The organism is Micromonospora sp. B006 (assembly GCF_003408515.1).
In the GTDB taxonomy this organism is placed as follows: Bacteria; Actinomycetota; Actinomycetes; order Mycobacteriales; family Micromonosporaceae; genus Micromonospora; species Micromonospora echinospora_A.
In genome coordinates, this window is record NZ_CP030865.1 from 3,336,548 (window position 1) to 3,359,159 (window position 22,612).

General features: G+C 75.6%; 1 protein-coding gene. It reads right to left on the reverse strand.

Annotated features, from left to right (window positions below; all coding sequences use genetic code 11):
* Nucleotides 1-8: 8 nt before the first annotated feature.
* A complete protein-coding gene (locus MicB006_RS15175; protein WP_116506938.1) occupies nt 9-22,574 on the reverse strand; it encodes a type I polyketide synthase in 22,566 nt (7,521 codons plus the stop codon).
* Between the last annotated feature and the right edge of the window lie 38 nt (nt 22,575-22,612).

The window sequence follows — 22,612 nt, forward strand, 5'->3', positions numbered from 1 at the left end:
GACAACGGTCAGGAATCGGTTCCGTCAAGCGCCAGCCTGACGAGGGCGTCGGTGTCGAGGTCGTCGAGGTCCAGGTCCTCGTCGGTGGACTCGTCACCGTCGTCGCCGTCGGTGTCGGCGAGGTTGAGCAGCAGGTCCAGCAGCCCGGCCTCACGGAGGCGGGCCAGCGGGATCGCCGCGAGCGTCTGCCGGACGGCCGCCTCCGCCGGGTCGCCGTCGTCCGCCTGCGCCGCCTCGGGCAGCAGGCCGTCGAGCAGGTTCTCGGCGAGCACGGCCGGGTTCGGGTAGTCGAAGACGAGGGTCGCGGGCAGCGACAGGCCGGTGACGCCGGTCAGTCGGTTGCGCAGCTCGACCGCCGTCAGCGAGTCGAATCCGAGCTCCTTGAACGCCCGCTGCGGCTTGACCCGGTCCGTTCCCGCGTGGCCGAGCACGGCCGAGGCGTGGGTACGGACCAGGTCGACCAGGTGCCGGACCCGCTCGGGGCAGGGCAGGGTGAGCAGGTGCTCCCGCAGGGCGTCGGCGGCACCGCCGGGCTGCTGCTCCACGGCGTGGGCGTGCAGCGCCTCCCGGGCCTCGGCGATGTCGTCGAGCAGCGGCCGGGGGCGGGCCGAGGCGTACGCCGGGGCGAAGACCGCCCAGTCGACGTCCGCCACGGTCAGCGCCGCCCTGGGCAGGCCGGCGGCGTACCGCATGGCGTGCACGGCGTCGGCCGGCGCCATGGCGGTCAGGCCGCGCCGGGCCAGCATCTGCCGGGCTTCGCCGGTGGCCATGCCGCCGTCGGCCCACGGTCCCCAGGCCACGGACGTCGCCGCCAGGCCCCGGCCGCGCCGCTGCTCGGCGAGCGCGTCGAGGAAGGCGTTGCCGGCGGCGTACGCGGACTGCCCGCCGCTGCCCCACACCCCGGCGATGGAGGAGAAGAGCACGAACGCGTCCAGCGGCCGGTCGCCGAGCAGGGCGTCCAGGTGCAGCGCGCCGGCCACCTTGCCGTCGAGCACGCCCGCGAACGCGGCCAGGTCGGCGCCGGCGATCAGCCCGGACTCGCCGGCGCCCGCCGCGTGGACCACGGCCGTCAGCGGCGCGGGATCCTCGTCGAGGCGGGCCAGCAGCTCCGCCACCTGGTCGCGATCGGCGACGTCGCAGGCCACGACCGACGCCCGTACGCCCTGGGCGGTGAGCTCCTCGCACAGCTCGGCCGCCCCGGGGGCGCGCTCGCCGCGGCGGCTGGTCAGCACGACGTGCTCCGCCCCGTCGGCCGCCGCCCAGCGGGCAACGTGCGCGCCCAGCGCGCCCGTGCCGCCGGTGACCAGCACGGTGCCGGACGGCCGCCACCGCTGCGCCGTGTCGGGGGCGGCGGGCGCCGAGCGGACCAGGCGACGGACGAACACCCCGGAGGGGCGTACGGCAAGCTGGTCCTCGTCGCCGGCGCCGGTCACCACCCGCGCCAGCCGGTCCCAGGCCGTCGCGTCGGCCTGCTCGGGCAGATCCACCAGCCCGCCCCACAGGTGGGGGTGTTCCAGGCCCGCCACGAGCCCCAGGCCCCAGAGCCCGCTCTGGACGGCAGCGTGCACGGTGTCCCCGTCGCCGGTGCTGACCGCGCCCTGCGTCAGGCACCACAGCCGGGTCGTCGCCCCGGTGTCGTGCAGCGCCTGGAGCAGCAGCAGCGTGGCGGCCGTCCCGACCGGCACGGCCGGGTGGGCGGGGTGCGGCTGGTCGCGGAGGCCGAGCAGGGAGAGCACGCCGGTGACGGGACCGTCGGCCAGCGCGTCGCCCAGCCGCCGGGCGAGGCCCGCCCGGTCGGTGCCGGCCGGGTCGACGGTGAGCCGGACCACGTCGGCGCCGACCTCGGCGAGGGCCTTGGTGACCGCCTCCGCCCGGGTGCCGTCCGCCAGGTCGTCCTGCGCCGTCACGAGCAGCCACGCGCCGGGCCGCGCCGGGCCGGCGGTGATGTCGGCGCGCTTCCATCCGACGCGGTACGACCATGCGTCCAGGACGGCCCGCTGCGTGCGCGCCCGGTGCCAGGTCGACAGGACCGGCAGGGCCGGGGTGAGGGCGTCCAGGGCGGCGCCGTCGTCGCCGAACTGCGCGGCGAGGGCGCTCAGGTCGCCGCGTTCGACGGCCTTCCAGAAGTCGGCGTCACCGCCGTGGGTCGCCGTCTGCCGCGGCCGGTTCGCCGGCTCGGGCCAGTACCGCTGGTGCTGGAAGGCGTACGTGGGCAGGTCGACCCGGGCGGCACCGGTGTCGGTGAACCACTGCGTCCAGGTCACCGGCACGCCGTGCACGTGCAGCTCGGCCAGGGCGTGCAGCAACGCCTGCGTCTCGGACCGGTCCCGGCGCTGCACAGCCACCGCGAGCGCGTCCTCGGCGAGCACGTCGGCGTTCATCGCGGTCAGCACACTCTGCGGGCCGACCTCCAGGAACGTGTCCACCCCAGCAGCCCGCAGGGCAGCGACACCGTCGGCATAGCGCACAGCCTCCCGCACATGCCGCACCCAGTACTCCGGGCTGCGGATCTCCTCGGCGTCAGCCAGCGCACCGGTCACATTCGACACCACCGGCAACAACGGCGCCGCGAAAGCCAGCCCCTCCAGCACCGCCCGGAACTCCGCCAGCATCGGCTCCATCAACGGACTGTGGAACGCATGACTCACCGCCAACCGACGCGTCCGCACACCCCGCCCACGCCAGACCCGCTCCACCTCATCCAACGCCTCCACCGCACCCGACACCACCACAGCAGCCGGACCGTTGACCGCCGCAACACCGACGTCCGCCAACCCCGCGATCGACTCCCCCACCGAAGCCTCGTCCGCCGCCACCGCCAACATCCCGCCACCCGCCGGCAACGCCTGCATCAACCGACCCCGCGCCGCCACCAACACACACGCATCCGCCAGAGACAACACACCCGCGACATGCGCAGCCGTCACCTCACCGATCGAATGACCAGCCAGCATGTCGGGAACAACCCCGAACGACTCCACCAGACGGAACAACGCCACCTCGACCGCGAACAACCCCGCCTGCGTGAACACCGTCTGATCCAGCAACCCCGCCTCAGCACTACCCGCCTCAGCGAACAGCACCTCCTTGAGCGGACGCGGCAACAACGGATCCAACTGCCCACACACCTCGTCCAGCGCGGCGGCGAACACCGGGAACCCGGCCGACAGCTCCCGGCCCATCCCGGCACGCTGCGCACCCTGACCGGAGAACAGCAGCGCCAGCTGGCCGCGTGCGGCGGCGGAACCGGTCACGACAGCCCCCGACGGCTCGCCGGCCGCCACTGCCGCGAGGCCCGCCAGCAGTTCGTCCCGGCTCGCCCCGGACACCACCGCCCGGTGCTCCAACGCCGACCGGGACGCCACCGACGACCAGGCCACATCCACGCCACGTCGGGCCTCGTCGACGGCGAGCCACCGCGCCCACCGGCCCGCCTGGCCGGCGAGTGCCGCGTCGGAGCGCGCGGACAGCAGCACCGGCACGACCGGCGGCACGTCGCGGGCGACGATCTCGCCCTCGATCGTCTCAGCCGGCGGCTGCTCGATGATCACATGCGCGTTCGTGCCGGAGATCCCGAACGACGACACCGCCGCCCGACGCGGCCGGTCCACCCGCGGCCACGGGGTGGGCTCGGTGGCCAGGGCCACCGCCCCCGCCGACCAGTCGACGTGCGGCGACGCCTCGTCCACATGCAACGTCGCCGGCACCAGACCGTGCCGCATCGCCATGACCATCTTGATCACACCGGCCACACCCGCAGCCGCCTGCGCGTGCCCGATATTCGACTTCACCGACCCGAGCCACAACGGCTCCCGCCCCTGCCGGTCCTGCCCGTACGTGGCCAGGACAGCCTGCGCCTCGATCGGATCACCCAGCGTCGTACCCGTACCGTGCGCCTCCACCACATCCACGTCGGCGGTGGTCAGCCGGGCGTTCGCGAGGGCCTGCCGGATCACCCGCTGCTGCGACGGACCATTCGGCGCCGTCAGACCGTTCGACGCACCGTCCTGATTCACCGCCGTGCCCCGCACCACGGCGTAGATCTTCCGGCCCTCACGCTGGGCGTCCGACAGACGCTGCACCAGCAGCACACCCACGCCCTCGGACCAGCCCGTGCCATCCGCCGACGCCGCGAACGACCGGCACCGGCCGTCGGCCGACAGGCCCCGCTGCCGGGAGAACTCCACGAAGGTGCCGGGCGTGGCCATCACCGTCACGCCGCCGGCCAGCGCCAGGTCGCACTCGCCGCTGCGCAACGCCTGCACCGCGAGATGCAACGCCACCAGGCTGGACGAGCAGGCCGTGTCCACGGTCACCGCCGGGCCCTCCAGCCCGAAGGTGTACGCCACCCGACCCGACAGCACGCTGCCCGAGTTGCCGGTGCCGATGTAGCCCTCGACCTCGGGCGTCTCCATCAGGCGCGTCGAGTAGTCGTGGTAGATGACGCCCGCGAAGACACCGGTCCGGCTGCCCCGCAGGCCCGACGGGTCCAGGCCCGCCGACTCGAACGTCTCCCAGGACGCCTCCAGCAGCAGCCGGTGCTGCGGGTCCATGGCGAGGGCCTCGCGCGGCGAGATGCCGAAGAAGCCGGGGTCGAACTCCGCCGCGCCGTACAGGAAGCCGCCGTGGCGGGTGTACGAGGTGCCGGCGTGGTCGGGGTCCGGGTCGTACAGGGACTCCAGGTCCCAGCCCCGGTCGGCCGGGAACTCCCCGATGCCCTCCCCACCGGTGCTGACCAGCCTCCACAGCTCGTCGGGAGACTCCACCCCGCCGGGGTAGCGGCAGGCCATGCCGACGATCGCGATCGCCTCGTCGGCGTCGCCGGCCGTCGCCTCTTCGGTCGTGACGGGGCCGGGCCGGGTGCCGGCGAGTTCCGCGTACACGTGGGCCGCCAGGACCTGCGGGGACGGGTGGTCGAACACCAGGGTCGAGGTGAGGCGCAGGCCGGTCGCGCCGTTCACCCGGTTGCGCAGCTCGACGGCGGTCAGCGAGTCGAAGCCCAGGTCCTTGAACGCCCGGTCGGCCGGCACCGCCTCGGCGCCGCCGTGCCCGAGAACCTGCGCGACCAGGCCCCGGATCAGCTGGTCGACCTGCGCGAGGCCGTCCTCTGCGCTGAGGCCGGTGAGGCGGTCGGCCCAACCGCCGGGGGCGCCCTGGCCGGCGCGGCGGCGGGTCGTCGCCACGTCGACCAGGTTGCGCAGCATCGGCGGTACGACCGCGCCGGCTGCTGCCGCCCGCAGCGCGGGTACGTCGATCGCGGCCGGCACCAGCGCCGCCCGCTGTGCCCCCACCGCGGCGTCGAAGAGTTCCAGGCCGGTGCGGGCGTTCATCGGTCGGAGTCCGGCGCGTGCCGTACGGGCCCGGTCGTTGCCGCCGATCGACGCGGCCATGCCGGCGGTGTCCCACATGCCCCACGCCAGGCTGACCGCAGGCAACCCGAGCTGCCGCCGGTAGACCGCAAGCCCGTCCAGGAACGCGTTACCCGCCGCATACGCCGACTGACCCGGCGAACCCAACACACCCGCCACCGACGAGAACACCACGAACAGATCCAGATCAAGACCCGCCGTCGCCTCGTGCAACAACCAACCCGCCGACACCTTCGGCGCCAGCACCCTTGCCAGACGCTCCTCGGTGACCCGCTCGATCACCCCGTCATCCAGGACACCAGCGGTGTGCACCACACCCGCCAGCCGACCCCCAGCGGCGACCTCGGCCACCAGCACGCCGACCTGGTCCCGGTCCGTCACATCACAGGCGGCAATCCGCACCGACGCACCCAGCGCCGACAACCGCTCCGACAACTCACCCGCACCCGCGGCCGCCGGACCACGCCGCGACACCAACACCAGCGACCGCACACCATGCACCGACACCAGATGCTCCGCCACCAACGCGCCCAGCGCACCCGTACCACCGGTCACCAGCACCGCACCATCACCCACAACCGGCGTCTCCACCGACACCGGGGCGACCGCGCGCACCAGACGCGGCACGAACACCGCACCCGCACGCACCGCGACCTGACCGCCGGCCGGGTCCGCGGCGAAGCGGGCCAGGACTCCCAGCGTGCCGGGGTTGATCGCGTCGTCGACGTCGGCCAGGACGATGCGACCGGGGTGCTCGGACTGCGCGGAGCGCAGCAGGCCCCACACGGCCGCGGCGGCCAGGTCGCTCACCCGGTCCCCGGCGCGGACGGCCAGCGCGCCCCGGGTCACCACCACGAGCTTCGAGTCGGCCAGCGCGTCGACGGCCAGCCACTCCTGCACCAGGCCCAGCACGTCGGCGGTGACCGTGCGTACGGCCTCCGCCGGGTCGCCGTCGTCGGCGGGCGACGCGGCCGGCGTGAAGAGCAGCAGGCGCGGCGGGGCGATGCCGGCGTCGATGGCGGCGCGCAGCTGCCGGATCGTCTCGGCGGAGGGGCCACCGGGGACGCCCGGCAGGGCCGGCCCGCCCAGCACCGCCCAGCCCGACGCGTCGTCGACCGGGTCGGCCTCCTCGGCCTGCCAGGCCACCTCGAACAGGGAACGCGACGCCGCGTTCGGGGCGGCCACGCCGGTCAGCTCCCGCAGGACGAGGGAGTCCACCGACACCACCGGCGCGCCCGCCTCGTCGCGGGCGGTCAGCCGCACCGCGGAGCCGTTGCGGGTCAACCGCACCCGCAGCAGCCTCGCGCCGGAGGCGTGCACCTGCACGCCCTCGAAGGCAAACGGTACGCGCGGCCCGCCCGACTCCTCGGTGCCGGGCAGCAGCCCGATCGGGTGCAGGGCGGCGTCCAGCAGCGCCGGGTGCACGCCGAAGCGCGCCGCCTCGGTCGCCGCGTCGTCCGGCAGGACCACCTCGGCGAAGACGTCGTCCTCGCCGGTCCACACCCGGCGTAGCCCCTGGAACGCCGGCCCGTACGACAGGCCGTGTTCGAGCAGCGCCGGATACCAGCCGGTCAGGTCCACCTCGGTGGCGCCGGCGGGCGGCCAGGCGGCCGGCTGCGGTTCGTCGGCCGTGGCCGGTTCCAGCACGCCCTCCGCGTGCCGGGTCCAGCCCGCCTCGGGATCGTCGTCGGGGCGGGAGTAGACGGCGACGGGACGCTGCGGGGACTCCGACGTGGACACCCGCACCTGGATCCGTACGGCGCCGGACTCGGGGAGCACCAGCGGCACGAGCACCGTCAGGTCCCGCAGCCGCGGCAGGTCCGCCTCGTCGCCGGCGCGGACGGCCAGCTCCACGAGGGCCGTGCCCGGGACCAGCGGCACGCCGGAGACGACGTGGTCGGCCAGCCAGGGGTGGGTGGTCGGGGAGATCCGGCCGGTCAGCACGATCTCGTCGTCGCCGGCCAGGTCCACCGCAGCGCCGAGCAGCCCGTGCTCGGCCACGCCGAGGCCGGCGCCGCTGACGTCGCCGGCGCGCAGCCGGCCCACGGCCGGCCAGAAGCGCTGCCGCTGGAACGGGTACGTCGGCAGGTCGACCGGGCGGGTTCCGGCCGGCAGGAGGGCGGTCCAGGTGACCGGCATGCCGTGCGCGTACAGCTCCGCAAGCGCGTGGACCAGCGACGCCGGCTCGGGTCGGCCGGGGCGCAGGGTCGCCACGACCGTCGCCGCGTCGTCGTCCGGCAGGCAGGCGCCCACCATGCCGGCGAGCACCGCGTCGGGGCCCAGTTCGAGGAAGGTACGGACGTTGCGCTCGCGCAGGCTCGCGATCCCGTCGGCGAACCGGACGGTCTCGCGTACGTGGCGGACCCAGTAGTCGGGGGTGCCGATCTCGTCGGGGTCGGCGACCTGCCCGGTCAGGTTCGACACGATCGGCAGGACGGGCCAGTGGAACGTCAGCCCGTCGAGCGTCTGCCGGAACTCGGCCAGCATCGGCTCCATGAGCGGGCTGTGGAACGCGTGGCTGACGGTGAGCCGGCGCGTACGCACACCCCGGTCCGTCCAGGCCCGCTGCACCTCGTCGAGGGCCTCGGCGGCGCCGGAGACCACCACGGCGGTGGGGCCGTTGACGGCGGCGACGCCGACCCGGTCGGCGAACGGGACGATCGACTCGGCCACCGCGGCCTCGTCGGCGGCGACGGCGAGCATGCCGCCACCAGCCGGCAGGGCCTGCATCAGCCGACCCCGCGCCGCGACCAGCGCACACGCGTCGGCCAGGGAGAGCACGCCCGCCACGTGCGCCGCCGCGATCTCACCAATGGAGTGCCCGGCCACCAGGTCCGGCACCACACCCAACGACTCGACCAGCCGGAACAACGCCACCTCGACCGCGAACAGCCCCGCCTGCGTGAACACCGTCTGATCCAGCAACCCCGCCCCGGGCGTGCCCACCGCGGCGAACAACACCTCCCGCAGCGCACGCGGCAGCAGCGGATCCAGGTGAGCACACACCTCGTCCAGGGCCGCGGCGAACACCGGGAACGCCCCGTACAGCTCACGACCCATACCGGCGCGCTGCGCGCCCTGACCGGAGAAGAGGACGGCGGTGCGGCCGCTGCGGGCGATTCCCCGCACGACGGCGGCCGAGGGCTCGCCGTCGGCCAGCGCGCCGAGGGCGGCGAGCAGTCCGGCGCGGTCGCCGGGCAGCAGCACGGCGCGGTGCTCGAAGGCGCTGCGGGCGGTGGCGAGCGCCCGGCCGACGTCGGCGGCGGTCAGGTCCGGCTCGCCGTCGACGAGGGTCCGCAGCCGGCGTGCCTGCTCGTGCAGGGCGGCGGCGTCGCGGGCCGACAGGACGCAGGCGACGAGGTCGCCCGGGACGCCCGTGGCGGGTGCGGCCTGCGCCGGGGCGGGCTCGGGGGCCTGCTCGACGATGGTGTGGGCGTTGGTGCCGCTGATGCCGAACGACGACACCGCCGCGCGGCGGGGCCGGTCGACGGCCGGCCACGGCCGCGCCTCGGTGAGAAGGGCGACCGACCCGGCCGTCCAGTCGATGTGCGGGGACGGCTTCTCGGCGTGCAGGGTCGGCGGCAGGATGCCGTGCCGCATCGCCAGCACCATCTTGATCACACCGGCGACACCGGCCGCCGCCTGGGCGTGGCCGATGTTCGACTTGACCGACCCCAGCCACAGTGGATGGTCCTGCGGTCGGCCCTGCCCGTACGTGGCCAGCAGCGCCTGCGCCTCGATCGGGTCGCCGAGGGCGGTGCCGGTGCCGTGCGCCTCGACGGCGTCGACGTCGGTGGTGGCGAGCCGGGCGTTGGCGAGCGCCTGCCGGATCACCCGCTGCTGGGCGGGGCCGTTCGGCGCGGTCAGGCCGCTGCTGGCGCCGTCCTGGTTGACGGCGCTGCCGCGCACGACGGCGAGCACGCGGTGGCCGTTGCGCTGCGCGTCGGAGAGGCGCTCCAGCAGGAGCATACCGACGCCCTCGGCGAAGCCGGTGCCGTCGGCGCCTGCGCCGAACGCCTTGCACCGCCCGTCGGGCGACAGGCCGCGCTGCCGGGAGAACTCGGTGAGCATGCCGGGGGTGGACATGACGCTCACCCCGCCGGCGAGGGCGAGGCGGCACTCGTCCTGCCGCAGCGCCTGGGTGGCCAGGTGCAGCGCCACCAGCGACGACGAGCAGGCGGTGTCGACGGTGACGGCGGGGCCCTCCAGGCCGAACAGGTACGAGATGCGGCCGGAGGCGACGCTGCCGGCGCTGCCGTTGCCGACGTGGCCGTCCAGGTCGTCGGTGCCGCCGGCGGCCTGGGAGGCGTAGTCGTGGTAGATGAGCCCGACGTAGACGCCGGTGCTGCTGCCCCGCGCCGAGTGAGGGTCGATCCCGGCTCGCTCGAATGCCTCCCAGGAGGTCTCCAGCAGCAGCCGCTGCTGCGGGTCCATGGCCAGGGCCTCGCGGGGGGAGATCCCGAAGAAGGCGGCGTCGAACTGGGCGGCGTCGTGGAGGAAGCCGCCCTGCCGCGGTACGGCGTCCGGGTCCTGGCCGCCGGCGCGCAGGTCGTCGAGGTTCCAGCCCCGGTCGGTGGGGAAGGGCGAGATGACGTCGGTGCCGGCGGTGACCACGTCCCACAGCTGCTCGGGGGTCTGCACGTCGCCGGGGAACCGGCAGGCCATGCCGATGATGGCGATCGGTTCGTCGAGGGCGGCGGCGGTGCCGACCGCGGCGGGCCGGTCCACGACTGCCGCCGCGCCGAGCTCCCGGTCCAGGAACTCGGCGAGCACCACCGGGGTCGGGTAGTCGAACGCCACGGTGGCGGGCAGCCGCAGGCCGGTGGCGGCGGAGAGCCGGTTGCGCAGTTCCACCGAGGTGAGCGAGTCGAAGCCCAGTTCCTTGAAGGCGCGCTGGGCGTCGACGGTCTCGGCCGAGCGGTGCCCGAGCACTGCCGCCACGCTGGCGGCCACCAGGTCGAGCAGGTGGGAACGCCGCTCGGCCGGGCCGAGCGTCGCCAGCCGGTCGCGTACGGAGGCGGTGTCCGCGAGGCCGCGACCGACCGCGCGCCGGGCCGGTCCGCCCGCGCGGACCAGGTCCCGCAGCAGGCTGGGCACGTTCTGGCCGGTCGCCCGCGACGCCGGCGGCAGGTTCATGAGGACGAGGTGCGCCGCGCCGCGTTGTCGCGCCAGCTCGTACAGCGCCACGCCCTGCCGGTCGGTCAACGGGGCGCTGGTGGCGCGGATCGCCTTGCGGTGCTCGTTGCCGCCCAGGTGGGCGGTCATGGCGCTGCTGGTCGCCCACAGCCCCCAGGCGAGGCTGGTGGCGGGCAGCCCCTGCTCACGCCGGTGCCGGGCGAGGGCGTCGAGGAACGCGTTCGCGGCCGCGTAGTTGCCCTGCCCCGGCGAGCCGAGGGTGGCCGCCACCGACGAGAACAGCACGAACGCCGACAGGTCCAGGTGCCGCGTGGCCTCGTGCAACGCCCACCCGGCGTCCACCTTCGGCGCCAGCACCGTACGCAGAGCGGACTCGTCCAGCGAACCGATGGTCGCGTCGGCGATCACCCCGGCGGTGTGCACCACAGCCGTCAGCGGGTGCGCCGGGTCCACCAGTTCCAGCAGCCGGGTCACCTGCGCGGGGTCGGTCACGTCGGCGGTGCCGGCGGTGACCCGGGCGCCCGCGCGGGTCAGCTCGTCGACCAGCTCCCGGTAGTGCTCGGGGCCACGGCGGGAGGCCAGCAGCAGGTGCCGGGCCTGGCCGGTGGCGACGAGGTGCCGGGCGAACACGCCGGCGAGGGCGCCGCCGGCGCCGGTGACGAGCACGGTGCCGTCCGGGTCGGCGGGGGCGGGCACCCGCAGGACGACCTTGCCGATGTGGCGGGCCTGACTCATGTGGCGCAGTGCCTGCCGTGCCTGGCGCACGTCCCACGCCCGCAGGGGTAGCGGGCGCAGCGCGCCGCGCGCGAACAGGTCGAGCAGCTCGGTGAGCATCTCCCCGATGCGCCGGTGCCCGGCCTCGTTGAGGTCGAACGCGCGGTAGGTGACGCCCGGATGCCCGGCGGCGACCGTTTCGGGGTCGCGTACGTCGGCCTTTCCCATCTCCACGAACCGGCCACCGCGCGGCAGCAGCCGCAACGACGCGTCCACGAACTCACCGGCGAGGGCGTCGAGCACCACGTCGACGCCGGCACCGCCGGTGGCCGCGCCGAAGGTCTGCTCGAACTCGGTGGTCCGCGACGACGCGATCCGCTCCTCGGCCACCCCGAGTTCCCGCAGCACGCCCCACTTGCCGGGGCTGGCGGTGGCGTGGACCGTCGCGCCCCAGTGCCGGGCGAGCTGGATGGCGGCCATGCCTACGCCACCGGCACCGTTGTGGATCAGCACCGACTCGCCGGACCGCAGCCCGGCGAGGTCCCGCAGCGCGTAGTACGCGGTCAGGAACACCACCGGCACGGAGGCGGCCTGCGCGAACGACCAGCCGGCGGGGATCTTCGCCACGAGGTCGCGGGTGGCGATCACCTCGGGGGCGAAGGCCGGCTCGAACATGCCGAGCACGCGGTCGCCGGGGGCCAGGTCGGTCACGCCGGGGCCGACCTCGACCACGACGCCCGCGCCCTCGCTGCCCATCACGGCCGCCGGATCCGGGTACATGCCCAGGCCGATCAGCACGTCGCGGAAGTTCACGCCGGCCGCGCGCACCGCGATGCGCACCTGGCCCGCGTCCAGGGCGGCGGAGGTGGCGGGCACCATGCCGACCCCGTCGAGGGTGCCGGGGCTGACCGCCCCGACCCGCCACAGTCCGTCCGGCGGGACGAGTTCGTCGGCGGCCTGGCCGGCGGGACGGCCCAGGCGGGGCGTGCGCACCTCGTTGCCGCGTACGGCCACCTGGCCGCCGGTCGGCGACGGGTCCTGGGCCACGGTGGCCAGCACGGCGAGGGTGGCCGGGGTGAGTTCCCCGTCGACGTCGGCGAGGACGATCCGCCCCGGGTGCTCGGACTGGGCCGAGCGCAGCAGGCCCCAGACCGCCGCGCCGGGCAGGTCCCGCACCGCGTCCGCCGGGGTGGCGGCCACCGCCGCGCGGGTCAGCACGACGAGCGTGGTGTCGGCCAGCGCCTCACTGTCCAGCCAGGAGTGCAGCACGGCCAGGACTCGGGCGGTGGCCGTACGGACTTCGTCGGGCAGGTCGCCCTCCGGGGTGCCGGCGGGCACGGGGACCACGAGCGCGCGGGGCGCCTCGACCGTACCGGCCGAGACCGCCGCGGTCAGCTCGCCGACGGTCGGGAACACCGGCGTGACGAGGTCCGCCGGGGCGGGTCCGTCGCCGAGCAGCACCCAGCCGGAGACGTCCCGCGCCGGGGTGACCGTCTCGGCCTGCCACGTCACCTCGAACATCGACCGCTCCGCGGCCTCCGCGCCGGTGGCGTCGGTCATCTCCCGCAGGGCGAGCGACTCGACTGACACCACGGGCACGCCGGACTCGTCCCCGGCCACCAGCCGCACGCGCGAGCCCGCCCGGGTCAGCCGCACCCGCAGCGTCCGGGCGCCGGAGGCGTGCACCTGTACGCCCTCGAACGCGAACGGCACGCGCGGTCCGCCGGAGCGCTCGGCCAGCAGCAGCCCGACGGGGTGCAGGGCGGCGTCCAGCAGCGCCGGGTGCACGGCGAAGCCGTCGGCGTCGCCGGCCGCCTCGTCCGGCAGGGTCACCTCGGCGTACACCTCGTCGCCGGCGGTCCACAGCCGCCGCAGGCCCCGGAACGCCGGTCCGTAGGCCAGGCCGCGCTCCGCGAGCGCCGGGTACCAGCCGGCGAGGTCCACCTCGGTGCCTCCGGCCGGCGGCCAGGAGCCCAACGCCGGCTCGTCGGTGGCCTGCTCCAGCAGACCGTCGGCGTGCCGCGTCCAGGGGTCCTCGGGGTCGCCGTCGGGCTGCGAGTGCACCGCCACGCTCCGGGTTCCGGAGCCGTCGGCCGCGCCGACGCGCACCTGCACGCGGATCGCGCCCGGGTTCGGCAGCACCAGCGGTGCGGCGACGGTCAGTTCCCGCACCCGGGAGGCGCCGACCTCGTCGCCGGCGCGCACCGCGAGCTCGACGAGGGCCGTGCCCGGCAGCACCATGGCGCCGCCGACCACGTGGTCGGCGAGCCACGGGTGCGTGGACGCCGACAGCCGGCCGGTCAGCACGACCTCGTCGTCGCCGGCGAGGCGCACCGCCGCGCCGAGCAGCCCGTGCCCGGCCGCGCCCAGCCCCGCGCCCGACACGTCGCCGGTGGCGGAGCGGTCGAGCACCGGCCAGAACCGGTCCCGCTGGAAGGCGTACGTGGGCAGGTCGACAGGGGTGGCGCCGGAGCCGGCGAAGACGCGCGACCAGTCGACGGGCACGCCGGCGACGTGCAGCTCGCCGAGGTTGGCCAGCAGCTGACGCGGCCCGTGCCCGTCGCGGCGCAGCGAGCCCACCACCACGCCGCCGTCGGCCTTCCGGTCGAGCGCGTCCTGCACGGCGATCTTGAGTACGGGGTGCGGGCTGACCTCGACGAACGTCCGGAAGCCCTGCTCGATCAGCTGGTCCACGACCGGCGCGAGCCGGACCGGCTCCCGCAGGTTGCGGTACCAGTAGTCGGCGTCGAGCCCGGCGGTGTCGATCGGCTCGCCGGTGACTGTGGAGTGGAAGGGCACGGTGCTGGAGCGGGGGTCCACAGTGCCGAACCGGGCGGTCACCTCGTCGCGGATCGGGTCGACGTGGCCGCTGTGCGCCGCGAAGTCGACGGCGATCTGCCGGGCGCGGACGTCGCGCTCGGCACAGTGCGCGAGCAGTTCGGCGACCGACGCCGAGTCGCCGGCGACCACTGTCACGGCGGCGCCGTTGAGGGCGGCGACGGAGAGGCTGCCCCGCCACGGCGCGATGAGCCGCTCGGTGTCGGCGGCCGGGAGCGGCACGGAGACCATGCCGCCGCGACCCGCGATCGACAGCAGGCCGTGGCTGCGCGCCACGACGAGCCGCGCGGCTTCGGCGAGGGTCAACGCGCCGGCGACGCAGGCCGCGGCGAGTTCCCCCTGCGAATGCCCGATGACGGCGGCCGGTTCGACGCCGCACGCGCGCCAGAGCTGCGCGAGGGACACCATGACGGAGAAGAGCGCGGGCTGGACCACGTCCACCCGGTCCAGGGGCGGCGCGCCGGGCGCCTGCCGCAGCACGTCCCCCAGGTTCCAGTCGACCAGCCGGGACAGCTCCTCGGCGCACTCGTCCATCCGCTGCCGGAAGACCGGCGAGGTCTCCATCAGGTCCAGCGCCATCGAAGTCCACTGGGAGCCCTGGCCGGGGAAGACGAAGGCGACCTTCGACGCGGCGTCCACGCCCGCCGGGGAGGTGTCGCCGTCGGCGAGGGCGGCCAGCCGGGCGAGCGCGTCGTCCCGGCCGGTGGCCACGACGACCGCGCGGTACGGGTGATGCGCCCGCTGGGTGGCCAGGGAGAAGCCGAGGTCCCGCGGGTCGAGGTCGGCGTCGCCGGCGAGCCGTTCGCCGAGGCGGGCAGCCTGCGCCCGGAGCGCGCGGGGGCTTCTGCCGGAGACCGGCAGGGGTACGGCGGCGGGCCCGACAAGGCCGGGAACGTGCCCCGCCGGCACGGGCGTCGGGGCCGGCTCGCCGGGCGCCTGCTCGATGATGGTGTGCGCGTTGGTGCCACTGATGCCGAACGACGACACGGCGGCCCGGCGGGGCCGGTCGACGGCGGGCCACGGCCGGGCCTCGGTGAGCAGGGCGACGGCTCCGGCACTCCAGTCGACGTGGGGCGAGGGCTCGTCCACGTGCAGGGTCGGCGGCAGCACGCCGTGCCGCATCGCCAGCACCATCTTGATCACGCCGGCCACCCCGGCGGCCGCCTGGGAGTGGCCGATGTTCGACTTGATCGAGCCGAGCCAGAGCGGCTCGCCGGCGGCACGATCCTGGCCGTAGGTGGCCAGCAGCGCCTGCGCCTCGATCGGGTCGCCGAGGACGGTGCCGGTGCCGTGCGCCTCGACCGCGTCCACGTCGGCCGGGGCGAGCCGCGCGTTCTCCAGGGCCTGGCGGATGACCCGCTGCTGCGACGGGCCGTTCGGCGCGGTCAGCCCGTTGGACGCGCCGTCCTGGTTCACGGCGGAGCCGCGCAGCACGGCGAGCACCCGGTGCCCGTTGCGCCGGGCGTCGGAGAGGCGCTCCACGAGCAGCATGCCGACGCCCTCGGACCAGCCGGTGCCGTCCGCGCCGGCGGCGAACGCCTTGCACCGCCCGTCCGGGGCGAGGCCGCCCTGGCGGGAGAACTCGGAGAACATGCCGGGCTGCGCCATCAGCGCCACCCCGCCGGCCAGGGCCATGTCGCACTCGCCGCCGCGCAGCGCCTGGGCGGCGAGGTGCAGCGCCACCAGCGACGAGGAGCAGGCGGTGTCGACGGTGACCGCCGGGCCTTCGAGGCCGAACATGTAGGCGACCCGCCCGGAGGCGACGCTGCCCGCCGTGCCGGTCAGCAGGTGCCCCTCGAGGCCGTCCAGGTCGTCGCGTCCGCTGGTGGCGTAGCCGGATGAGGCGGCGCCGACGAAGACACCGGTGGCGGTGCCGCTGAGGGCGGCGGGGTCGATGCGGGCGTACTCGAAGCTCTCCCAGGCGGTCTCCAGCAGCAGCCGCTGCTGCGGGTCCATGGCGAGGGCCTCACGGGGGCTGATGTTGAAGAAGCCGGCGTCGAAGTCGGCCGCGTCGTAGAGGAAGCCGCCCTGGTGGGTGACGGTGCCGCCGGCCTGGTCGCCGTCCGTGCCGTACAGCCGGTCGAGGTCCCAGCCGCGGTCCGCCGGGAACTCGCCGATGGCGTCGGCCCCGGAGGTGACGAGCTGCCACAGCTGCTCGGGGGTGGCGACGCCGCCGGGGTAGCGGCAGGCCATGCCGATGATGGCGATCGGCTCGTCGGCGTCGGCGGTGACGACCGTACGGACGGTGGCGCCGGCTCCCGTGGCCGGGCCGAGCTGCGCGAACAGGTGCTCGGCCAGCCGGGCCGGGGTGGGATGGTCGAAGGCCAGCGTGGCGGTCAGCCGCAGCCCGGTGGCCGCACCGAGGCGGTTGCGCAGTTCCACCGAGGTCAGCGAGTCGAAGCCCAGGTCCTTGAAGGCGCGGGCGGCGGGGACCGCCTGTGCCGAGGCGTGCCCCAGCACCGTGGCGACCTGGCCGCAGACCAGGTCGACGAGCGCCTGCCGGGCGTCCGCCTCGGACAGGCCGTCGAGCCGCTCCCGCCACGACGCCCCGGCACTCGGCCGATCGGTGGCGGTGCGGCGCCGGCCGCCGCCGCGCAGCAGGTGCCGCATCAGCGGCGGCACACCGCTCGCCTCGCCGGTGACGTGGAGGCGGGCCGCGACGAGCACCGGTCGGGCCGCCGGCAGGGCGGCGTCGAAGAGTTCGGCGCCCTCGGCCGGGGAGAGCCGGCTCATCCCGACGCGCCGCAGCCGCTGCTGGTCGTCGCCGTCGAGGTGGGCGGTCATCGTGCTGTCGGTGGCCCACATGCCCCAGGCGATGCTGGTGGCGGGCAGCCCCTGCTGCCGGCGGTGCTGCGCGAGGGCGTCGAGGAACGCGTTCGCCGCCGCGTAGTTGCCCTGCCCCGGCGAGCCGAGGGTGGCCGCCACCGACGAGAACAGCACGAACGCCGACAGGTCCAGGTGCCGCGTGGCCTCGTGCAACGCCCACCCGGCGTCCACCTTCGGCGCCAGCACCGCACGCAGAGCGGACTCGTCCAGCGAACCGATGGTCGCGTCCGCGATCACCCCGGCGGTGTGCACCACAGCCGTCAGCGGGTGCGCCGGGTCGATCCCGGCGACCAGCTCGGCGACCTGGGCGGGGTCGCTGACGTCGACGGCCGCGGCGGTGACGTCGGCGCCCGCGGCGGTCAGTTCCCGGACCAGGGTGGCGTACGCGTCGTCCCGGCCGGGTGCGCGGCGGGAGGCCAGCAGCAGGCGGCGGGCCTGGCCGGTGGCGACGAGGTGCCGCGCGAGCACGCCGGCCAGGGTTCCGGCCGCGCCGGTGAGCAGCACGGTGCCGTCGGGGTCGGCGGGCGCGGGGATGCGCAGCACCACCTTGCCGACGTGGCGGGCCTGGCTGACGTGCCGCAGCGCCTGCCGGGCCTGACGCACGTCCCACGCCCGTACGGGCAGCGGACGCAGCGCGCCCCGCGCGAAGAGGTCGAGGATCTCGGTGAGCATCTCGCCGATGCGGGTGCTGCCCGCCTCGTTCAGGTCGAACGCGCGGTACGCCACGCCCGGGTGGTCGGCGGCGACCGCCTCCGGGTCGCGTACGTCGGCCTTGCCCATCTCCACGAACCGGCCACCGCGCGGCAGCAGCCGCAACGACGCGTCCACGAACTCACCGGCCAACGCGTCGAGCACCACGTCCACCCCGGCACCGCCGGTGGCCGCGCCGAAGACCTGCTCGAACTCGGTGGTCCGCGACGACGCGATCCGCTCCCCGGCCACCCCCAGGCCCCGCAGCACACCCCACTTGCCGGGGCTCGCCGTCGCGTGGACGGTGGCGCCGAGGTGGTGGGCGAGCTGGATGGCGGCCATCCCGACGCCTCCGGCGCCGTTGTGGATCAGCACCGACTCGCCGGACCGCAGCCCGGCGAGGTCCCGCAGCGCGTAGTACGCCGTCAGGAAGACCAGGGGGACGGACGCCGCCTGGGTGAAGGACCAGCCGGCGGGCATCCTGGCGATGCGCCGGCGATGGGCGACGGCCTGCGGGCTGAACCCGAGTTCGAACATGCCCATCACCCGGTCGCCGGGCGCCAGGTCGGTCACGCCGGGGCCGACCTCGACCACGACGCCCGCGCCCTCGCTGCCCATCACGGCCGCCGGATCCGGGTACATGCCCAGGCCGATCAGCACGTCGCGGAAGTTCACGCCGGCCGCGCGCACCGCGATGCGCACCTGGTCCTCGCCCAGTTCCGCGGGCGTGGCCGGCACCGGCGCGATCCCGTCCAGGGTGCCGCCGGTGACGGGGGCGAGGTGCCACGGGCCGGGCGGCGGGGTCAGTTCGTCGCCCACCGGCCGCGCCAGCCTCGGCACGAGGGTGCGCTCGCCGCGCACCGCGAGCTGGCCGCCGGAGACCGACGGGTCGACGGCGGCCCCGGCCAGCACGGCGAGGGTCGCGGGGGTCAGTTCGCCCTCGACGTCGGCGAGGACGATCCGCCCCGGGTGCTCCGACTGCGCCGAGCGCAGCAGGCCCCAGACGGCGGCGGCAGCGAGGTCGGTGACCTGGTCGTCGTCCCCGCTGGCCACCGCGCCCCGGGTCACCACCACGAGCTTCGTGTCGGCCAGCGGCTCGGCGGCGAGCCAGGACCGCAGCACGTCCAGCACACCGCTGGTGACCGCCCGCACGGCCTCCGGCACGGCGACGCCGGGAACGCCGGCGGGCACCGTCAGCAGCACCTGCCGGGCCGTGGCCCCGTCCGCCGCCAGGGTCGCCACGTCCGCGAAGACCGGCACCTCCGGCAGCGCGTCCGGTGCCGGCCGGCCCAGCACCGCCCACCCCGGAAGGTCGTCGACGCTCTCGATCTGCTCGGCCTGCCAGGTCACCTCGTACAGCGACCGGGCGGCGGCGCCCCGGGTCGCCGTCGCGGTCATCTCCCGCAGCACCAGCGAGTCCACCGACACCACGGGCGCGCCCGAGCCGTCGCAGGCGACCAGCCGCACCCCGGAGCCGTCCCGGGTCAGCCGCACCCGCAGCGTCCGGGCGCCCGAGGCGTGCACCTGCACGCCCTCGAACGCGAACGGCACGCGCGGCCCGCCCGTGGCCTCGGCCTCGAGCAGCAGCGCCACCGGGTGCAGCGCGGCGTCCAGCAGCGCCGGGTGCACCCCGAACGCGCCCGCCTCGCCGGCCGCCCCGTCCGGCAGCGCCACCTCGGCGTACGCCCCACCATCGGCCGTCCAGGCCCGCCGTACGCCCTGGAACACCGGCCCGTACGACAGGCCGTGCTCGGCCAGCGCCGGATACCAGCCGGTCAGGTCCACCTCGGTCGCGCCCGCCGGCGGCCACTCACCGAGCCCCGGCTCGTCGGCCGACACCGGTTCGAGCAGGCCGTCGGCGTGCCGCACCCAGTCGGTGTCGTCGTCATCCTCGGGCTGGGAGTACACGGACACCGTCCGCACGGCGGCGTCGTCGGCCGCGCCGACGCGCACCTGCACGCGTACCGCCCCGGACTCGGGCAGCACCAGCGGCGCCGCCACGGTCAGCTCCCGTACCCGCGACGCGCCCACCTCGTCGCCGGCGCGGACCGCCAGCTCCACCAGGGCGGTGCCCGGCACCACCACGTTGCCGCCGACCACGTGGTCGGCCAGCCACGGGTGCGTCGACGTCGACAGCCGGCCGGTCAGCACCACCTCGTCGTCGCCGGCGAGCCGCACCGCCGCGCCGAGCAGCGGGTGCCCCGCGACGCCGAGGCCGGCGCCCGACACGTCGCCGACCCGCCACGGCAGCACCTCGGGCCAGAACCGCTCCCGCTGGAAGGCGTACGTGGGCAGGCCGACCCGGGCGGCGCCGGTGTCGGCGAACCACTCCCGCCAGGACACCGGCGACCCGTGCACGTGCAGCTCGGCGAGGGCGTGCAGCAGCGCCTGTGCCTCGGGCCGGTCCCGGCGCTGGGCTGCGACGGCGAGCACGTCGTCGTCGGGCAGCACGTCGGTCGTCATCGCGGTCAGTACGCTCTGCGGGCCGACCTCCAGGAAGGTGTCGACCCCGGCGTCGCGCAGCGCGGCGAGCCCGTCGGCGTAGCGGACCGCCTCGCGGACGTGCCGTACCCAGTAGTCGGCGGTGCGGATCTCGTCGGCGTCGGCGAGCGCACCTGTCAGGTTCGACACGATCGGCAGCGTGGGGGCGGCGAGGTCCAGCCGCTCGACGATGCCGCGGAAGCGCTCCAGCACCGGCTCCATCAGCGGGCTGTGGAACGCGTGACTGACGGCCAACCGGCGGGTACGCACGCCCCGGTCGCGCCAGACGCGCTCCACCTCGTCGAGGGCGTCGACGGCGCCGGAGACCACGACGGAGGCCGGGCCGTTGACGGCCGCGATGCCGATTCGGTCGGTCAGCCCGGCGATCGACTCCGTCACGGCCGCCTCGTCGGCGGCCACGGCGAGCATGCCGCCGCCGTCGGGCAGCGACTGCATGAGCCGGCCCCGCGCCGCCACCAGCAGGCAGGCGTCCTGGAGGGACAGCACCCCGGCCACGTGCGCGGCGGCGATCTCACCGATCGAGTGCCCGCCCACGAAGTCCGGCACCACGCCGAACGACTCCACGAGGCGGAACAGCGCCACCTCGACGGCGAAGAGCCCGGCCTGGGTGAACGCGGTCTGGTCCAGCAGCTCCGCCTCGGCGGAGCCCTCCGGCGCGAACAGCACCTCCTTGAGCGGGCGCGGCAGCACCCGGTCGAGATGCCCGCACGCCTCGTCGAGGGCGGCGGCGAAGACGGGGAACTCGGCGTACAGCTCGCGGCCCATGCCGGCGCGCTGCGCGCCCTGGCCGGAGAAGAGCACCGCCAGCGGACCCCGGTCCCCGGCCTGGCCCGTGACCACCGTGCCCGACGGCGCGCCCGCCGCCAGGGACTCCAGGCCCGTCAGCAGACCCGTGCGGTCCTCGGCGAGCACCACCGCACGCCGGTCGAGCGTCGAGCGGGACACCACCGACGACCAGGCCACATCGAGCGGGCGCGGCTCCTCGTCGTCGCTAAGCCAACGGGCCAGCCGGTCCGCCTGCGCGGCTAGCGCGGCCGGCTGCGCGGCGGAGAGCAGCATGGGCACGACGGCGGGACGGCGGGACGGGGTGGCGTGGTCGCCGGCCGGGTCGGGGGCCGGCGCCTGCTCCAGGATCAGGTGGGCGTTCGTGCCGCTCATGCCGAAGGACGACACGCCCGCCCTGCGGACGTGCTCACCACCGGCCCACGGGCGCGCCTCGTCGAGCAGGGCCACGGCACCGGTCGACCAGTCGACGTGCGGTGAGGGCCGGTCCACGTGCAGAGTGGGCGGCAGCACGCCGTGCCGCATCGCCATCACCATCTTGATGACGCCGCCGGCGCCGGCCGCGGCCTGCGGGTGGCCGATGTTCGACTTCAGCGAGCCCAGCCACAGCGGGCGGTCGGCGGTGCGGCCCTGCCCGTACGTGGCCAGCAGCGCCTGCGCCTCGATCGGGTCGCCGAGCCGGGTGCCCGTGCCGTGCGCCTCGACGGCGTCCACGTCGGACGGACTGAGCCGGGCGTTCTCCAGCGCCTGCCGGATCACCCGCTGCTGCGCGGGGCCGTTGGGGGCGGTCAGCCCGCTGCTCGCGCCGTCCTGGTTGACGGCGCTGCCCCGGATCACCGCCAGGACGGGGTGCCCGTTGCGCCGGGCGTCGGAGAGCTTCTCGACGAGCAACATGGCGACGCCCTCGGACCAGCCGGTCCCGTCGGCGTCGGCGGAGAACGCCTTGCACCGCCCGTCGGAGGCGAGCCCTCGCTGGCGGGAGAACTCGACGAAGGCGCCCGGCGTGGCCAGCACTGTGACGCCGCCGGCCACGGCGAGGGAGCACTCACCGTCGCGCAGGGCCTGGCCGGCGAGGTGCAGGGCGACCAGCGACGAGGAGCAGGCGGTGTCGATGGTGACGGCTGGCCCCTCCAGTCCGAAGGAGTAGGCCAGCCGGCCGGACATGACGCTCGCGGCGGTGCCGGTGAGGACGTAGCCCTCCGTGCCCTCGGGCAGTTGCCGCAGCACGGACGTGTAGTCCTGCCCCGCGGTGCCGACGAACACCCCGGTACGGCTGCCCCGCACCGACGCGGCGTCGATGCCGGCCCGCTCGAAGACCTCCCAGGTCACCTCGAGCAGGAGCCGCTGCTGCGGGTCCATGGCCAGCGCCTCGCGTGGCGAGATCCCGAACAGGGTCGGGTCGAACAGGCCGGCGTCGCGCAGGAAGCCACCCCGGTTGCTGTACGTGGTGCCGGGGTGGTCGGGGTCGGGGTCGTAGAGCCGGTCGAGGTCCCAACCCCGGTCGTCGGGGAACGCGCCGGTGGCGTCCACCCCGCCGGCGACGACGTCCCAGAGGTCCTCCGGTGAGGCGACGCCACCGGGGAAACGGCAGGCCATGCCGACGATCGCGATCGGCTCGGCGTCCTCGTCCTCCAGCTCGGTCAGGCGCCGACGCGCCAGGCGGAGCTCGGAGGTCACCCACTTCAGGTGTTCGAGGAGCTTGTCTTCGTCCGCCATGACCCACCCGCCCAGAGCTTGCTATCGATCGGAATCTG

Excerpts from the sequence above, each read along its gene's own strand:
- MicB006_RS15175 (WP_116506938.1), bottom strand. The coding sequence starts at position 22,574 with ATGGCGGACGAAGACAAGCTCCTCGAACACCTGAAGTGGGTGACCTCC.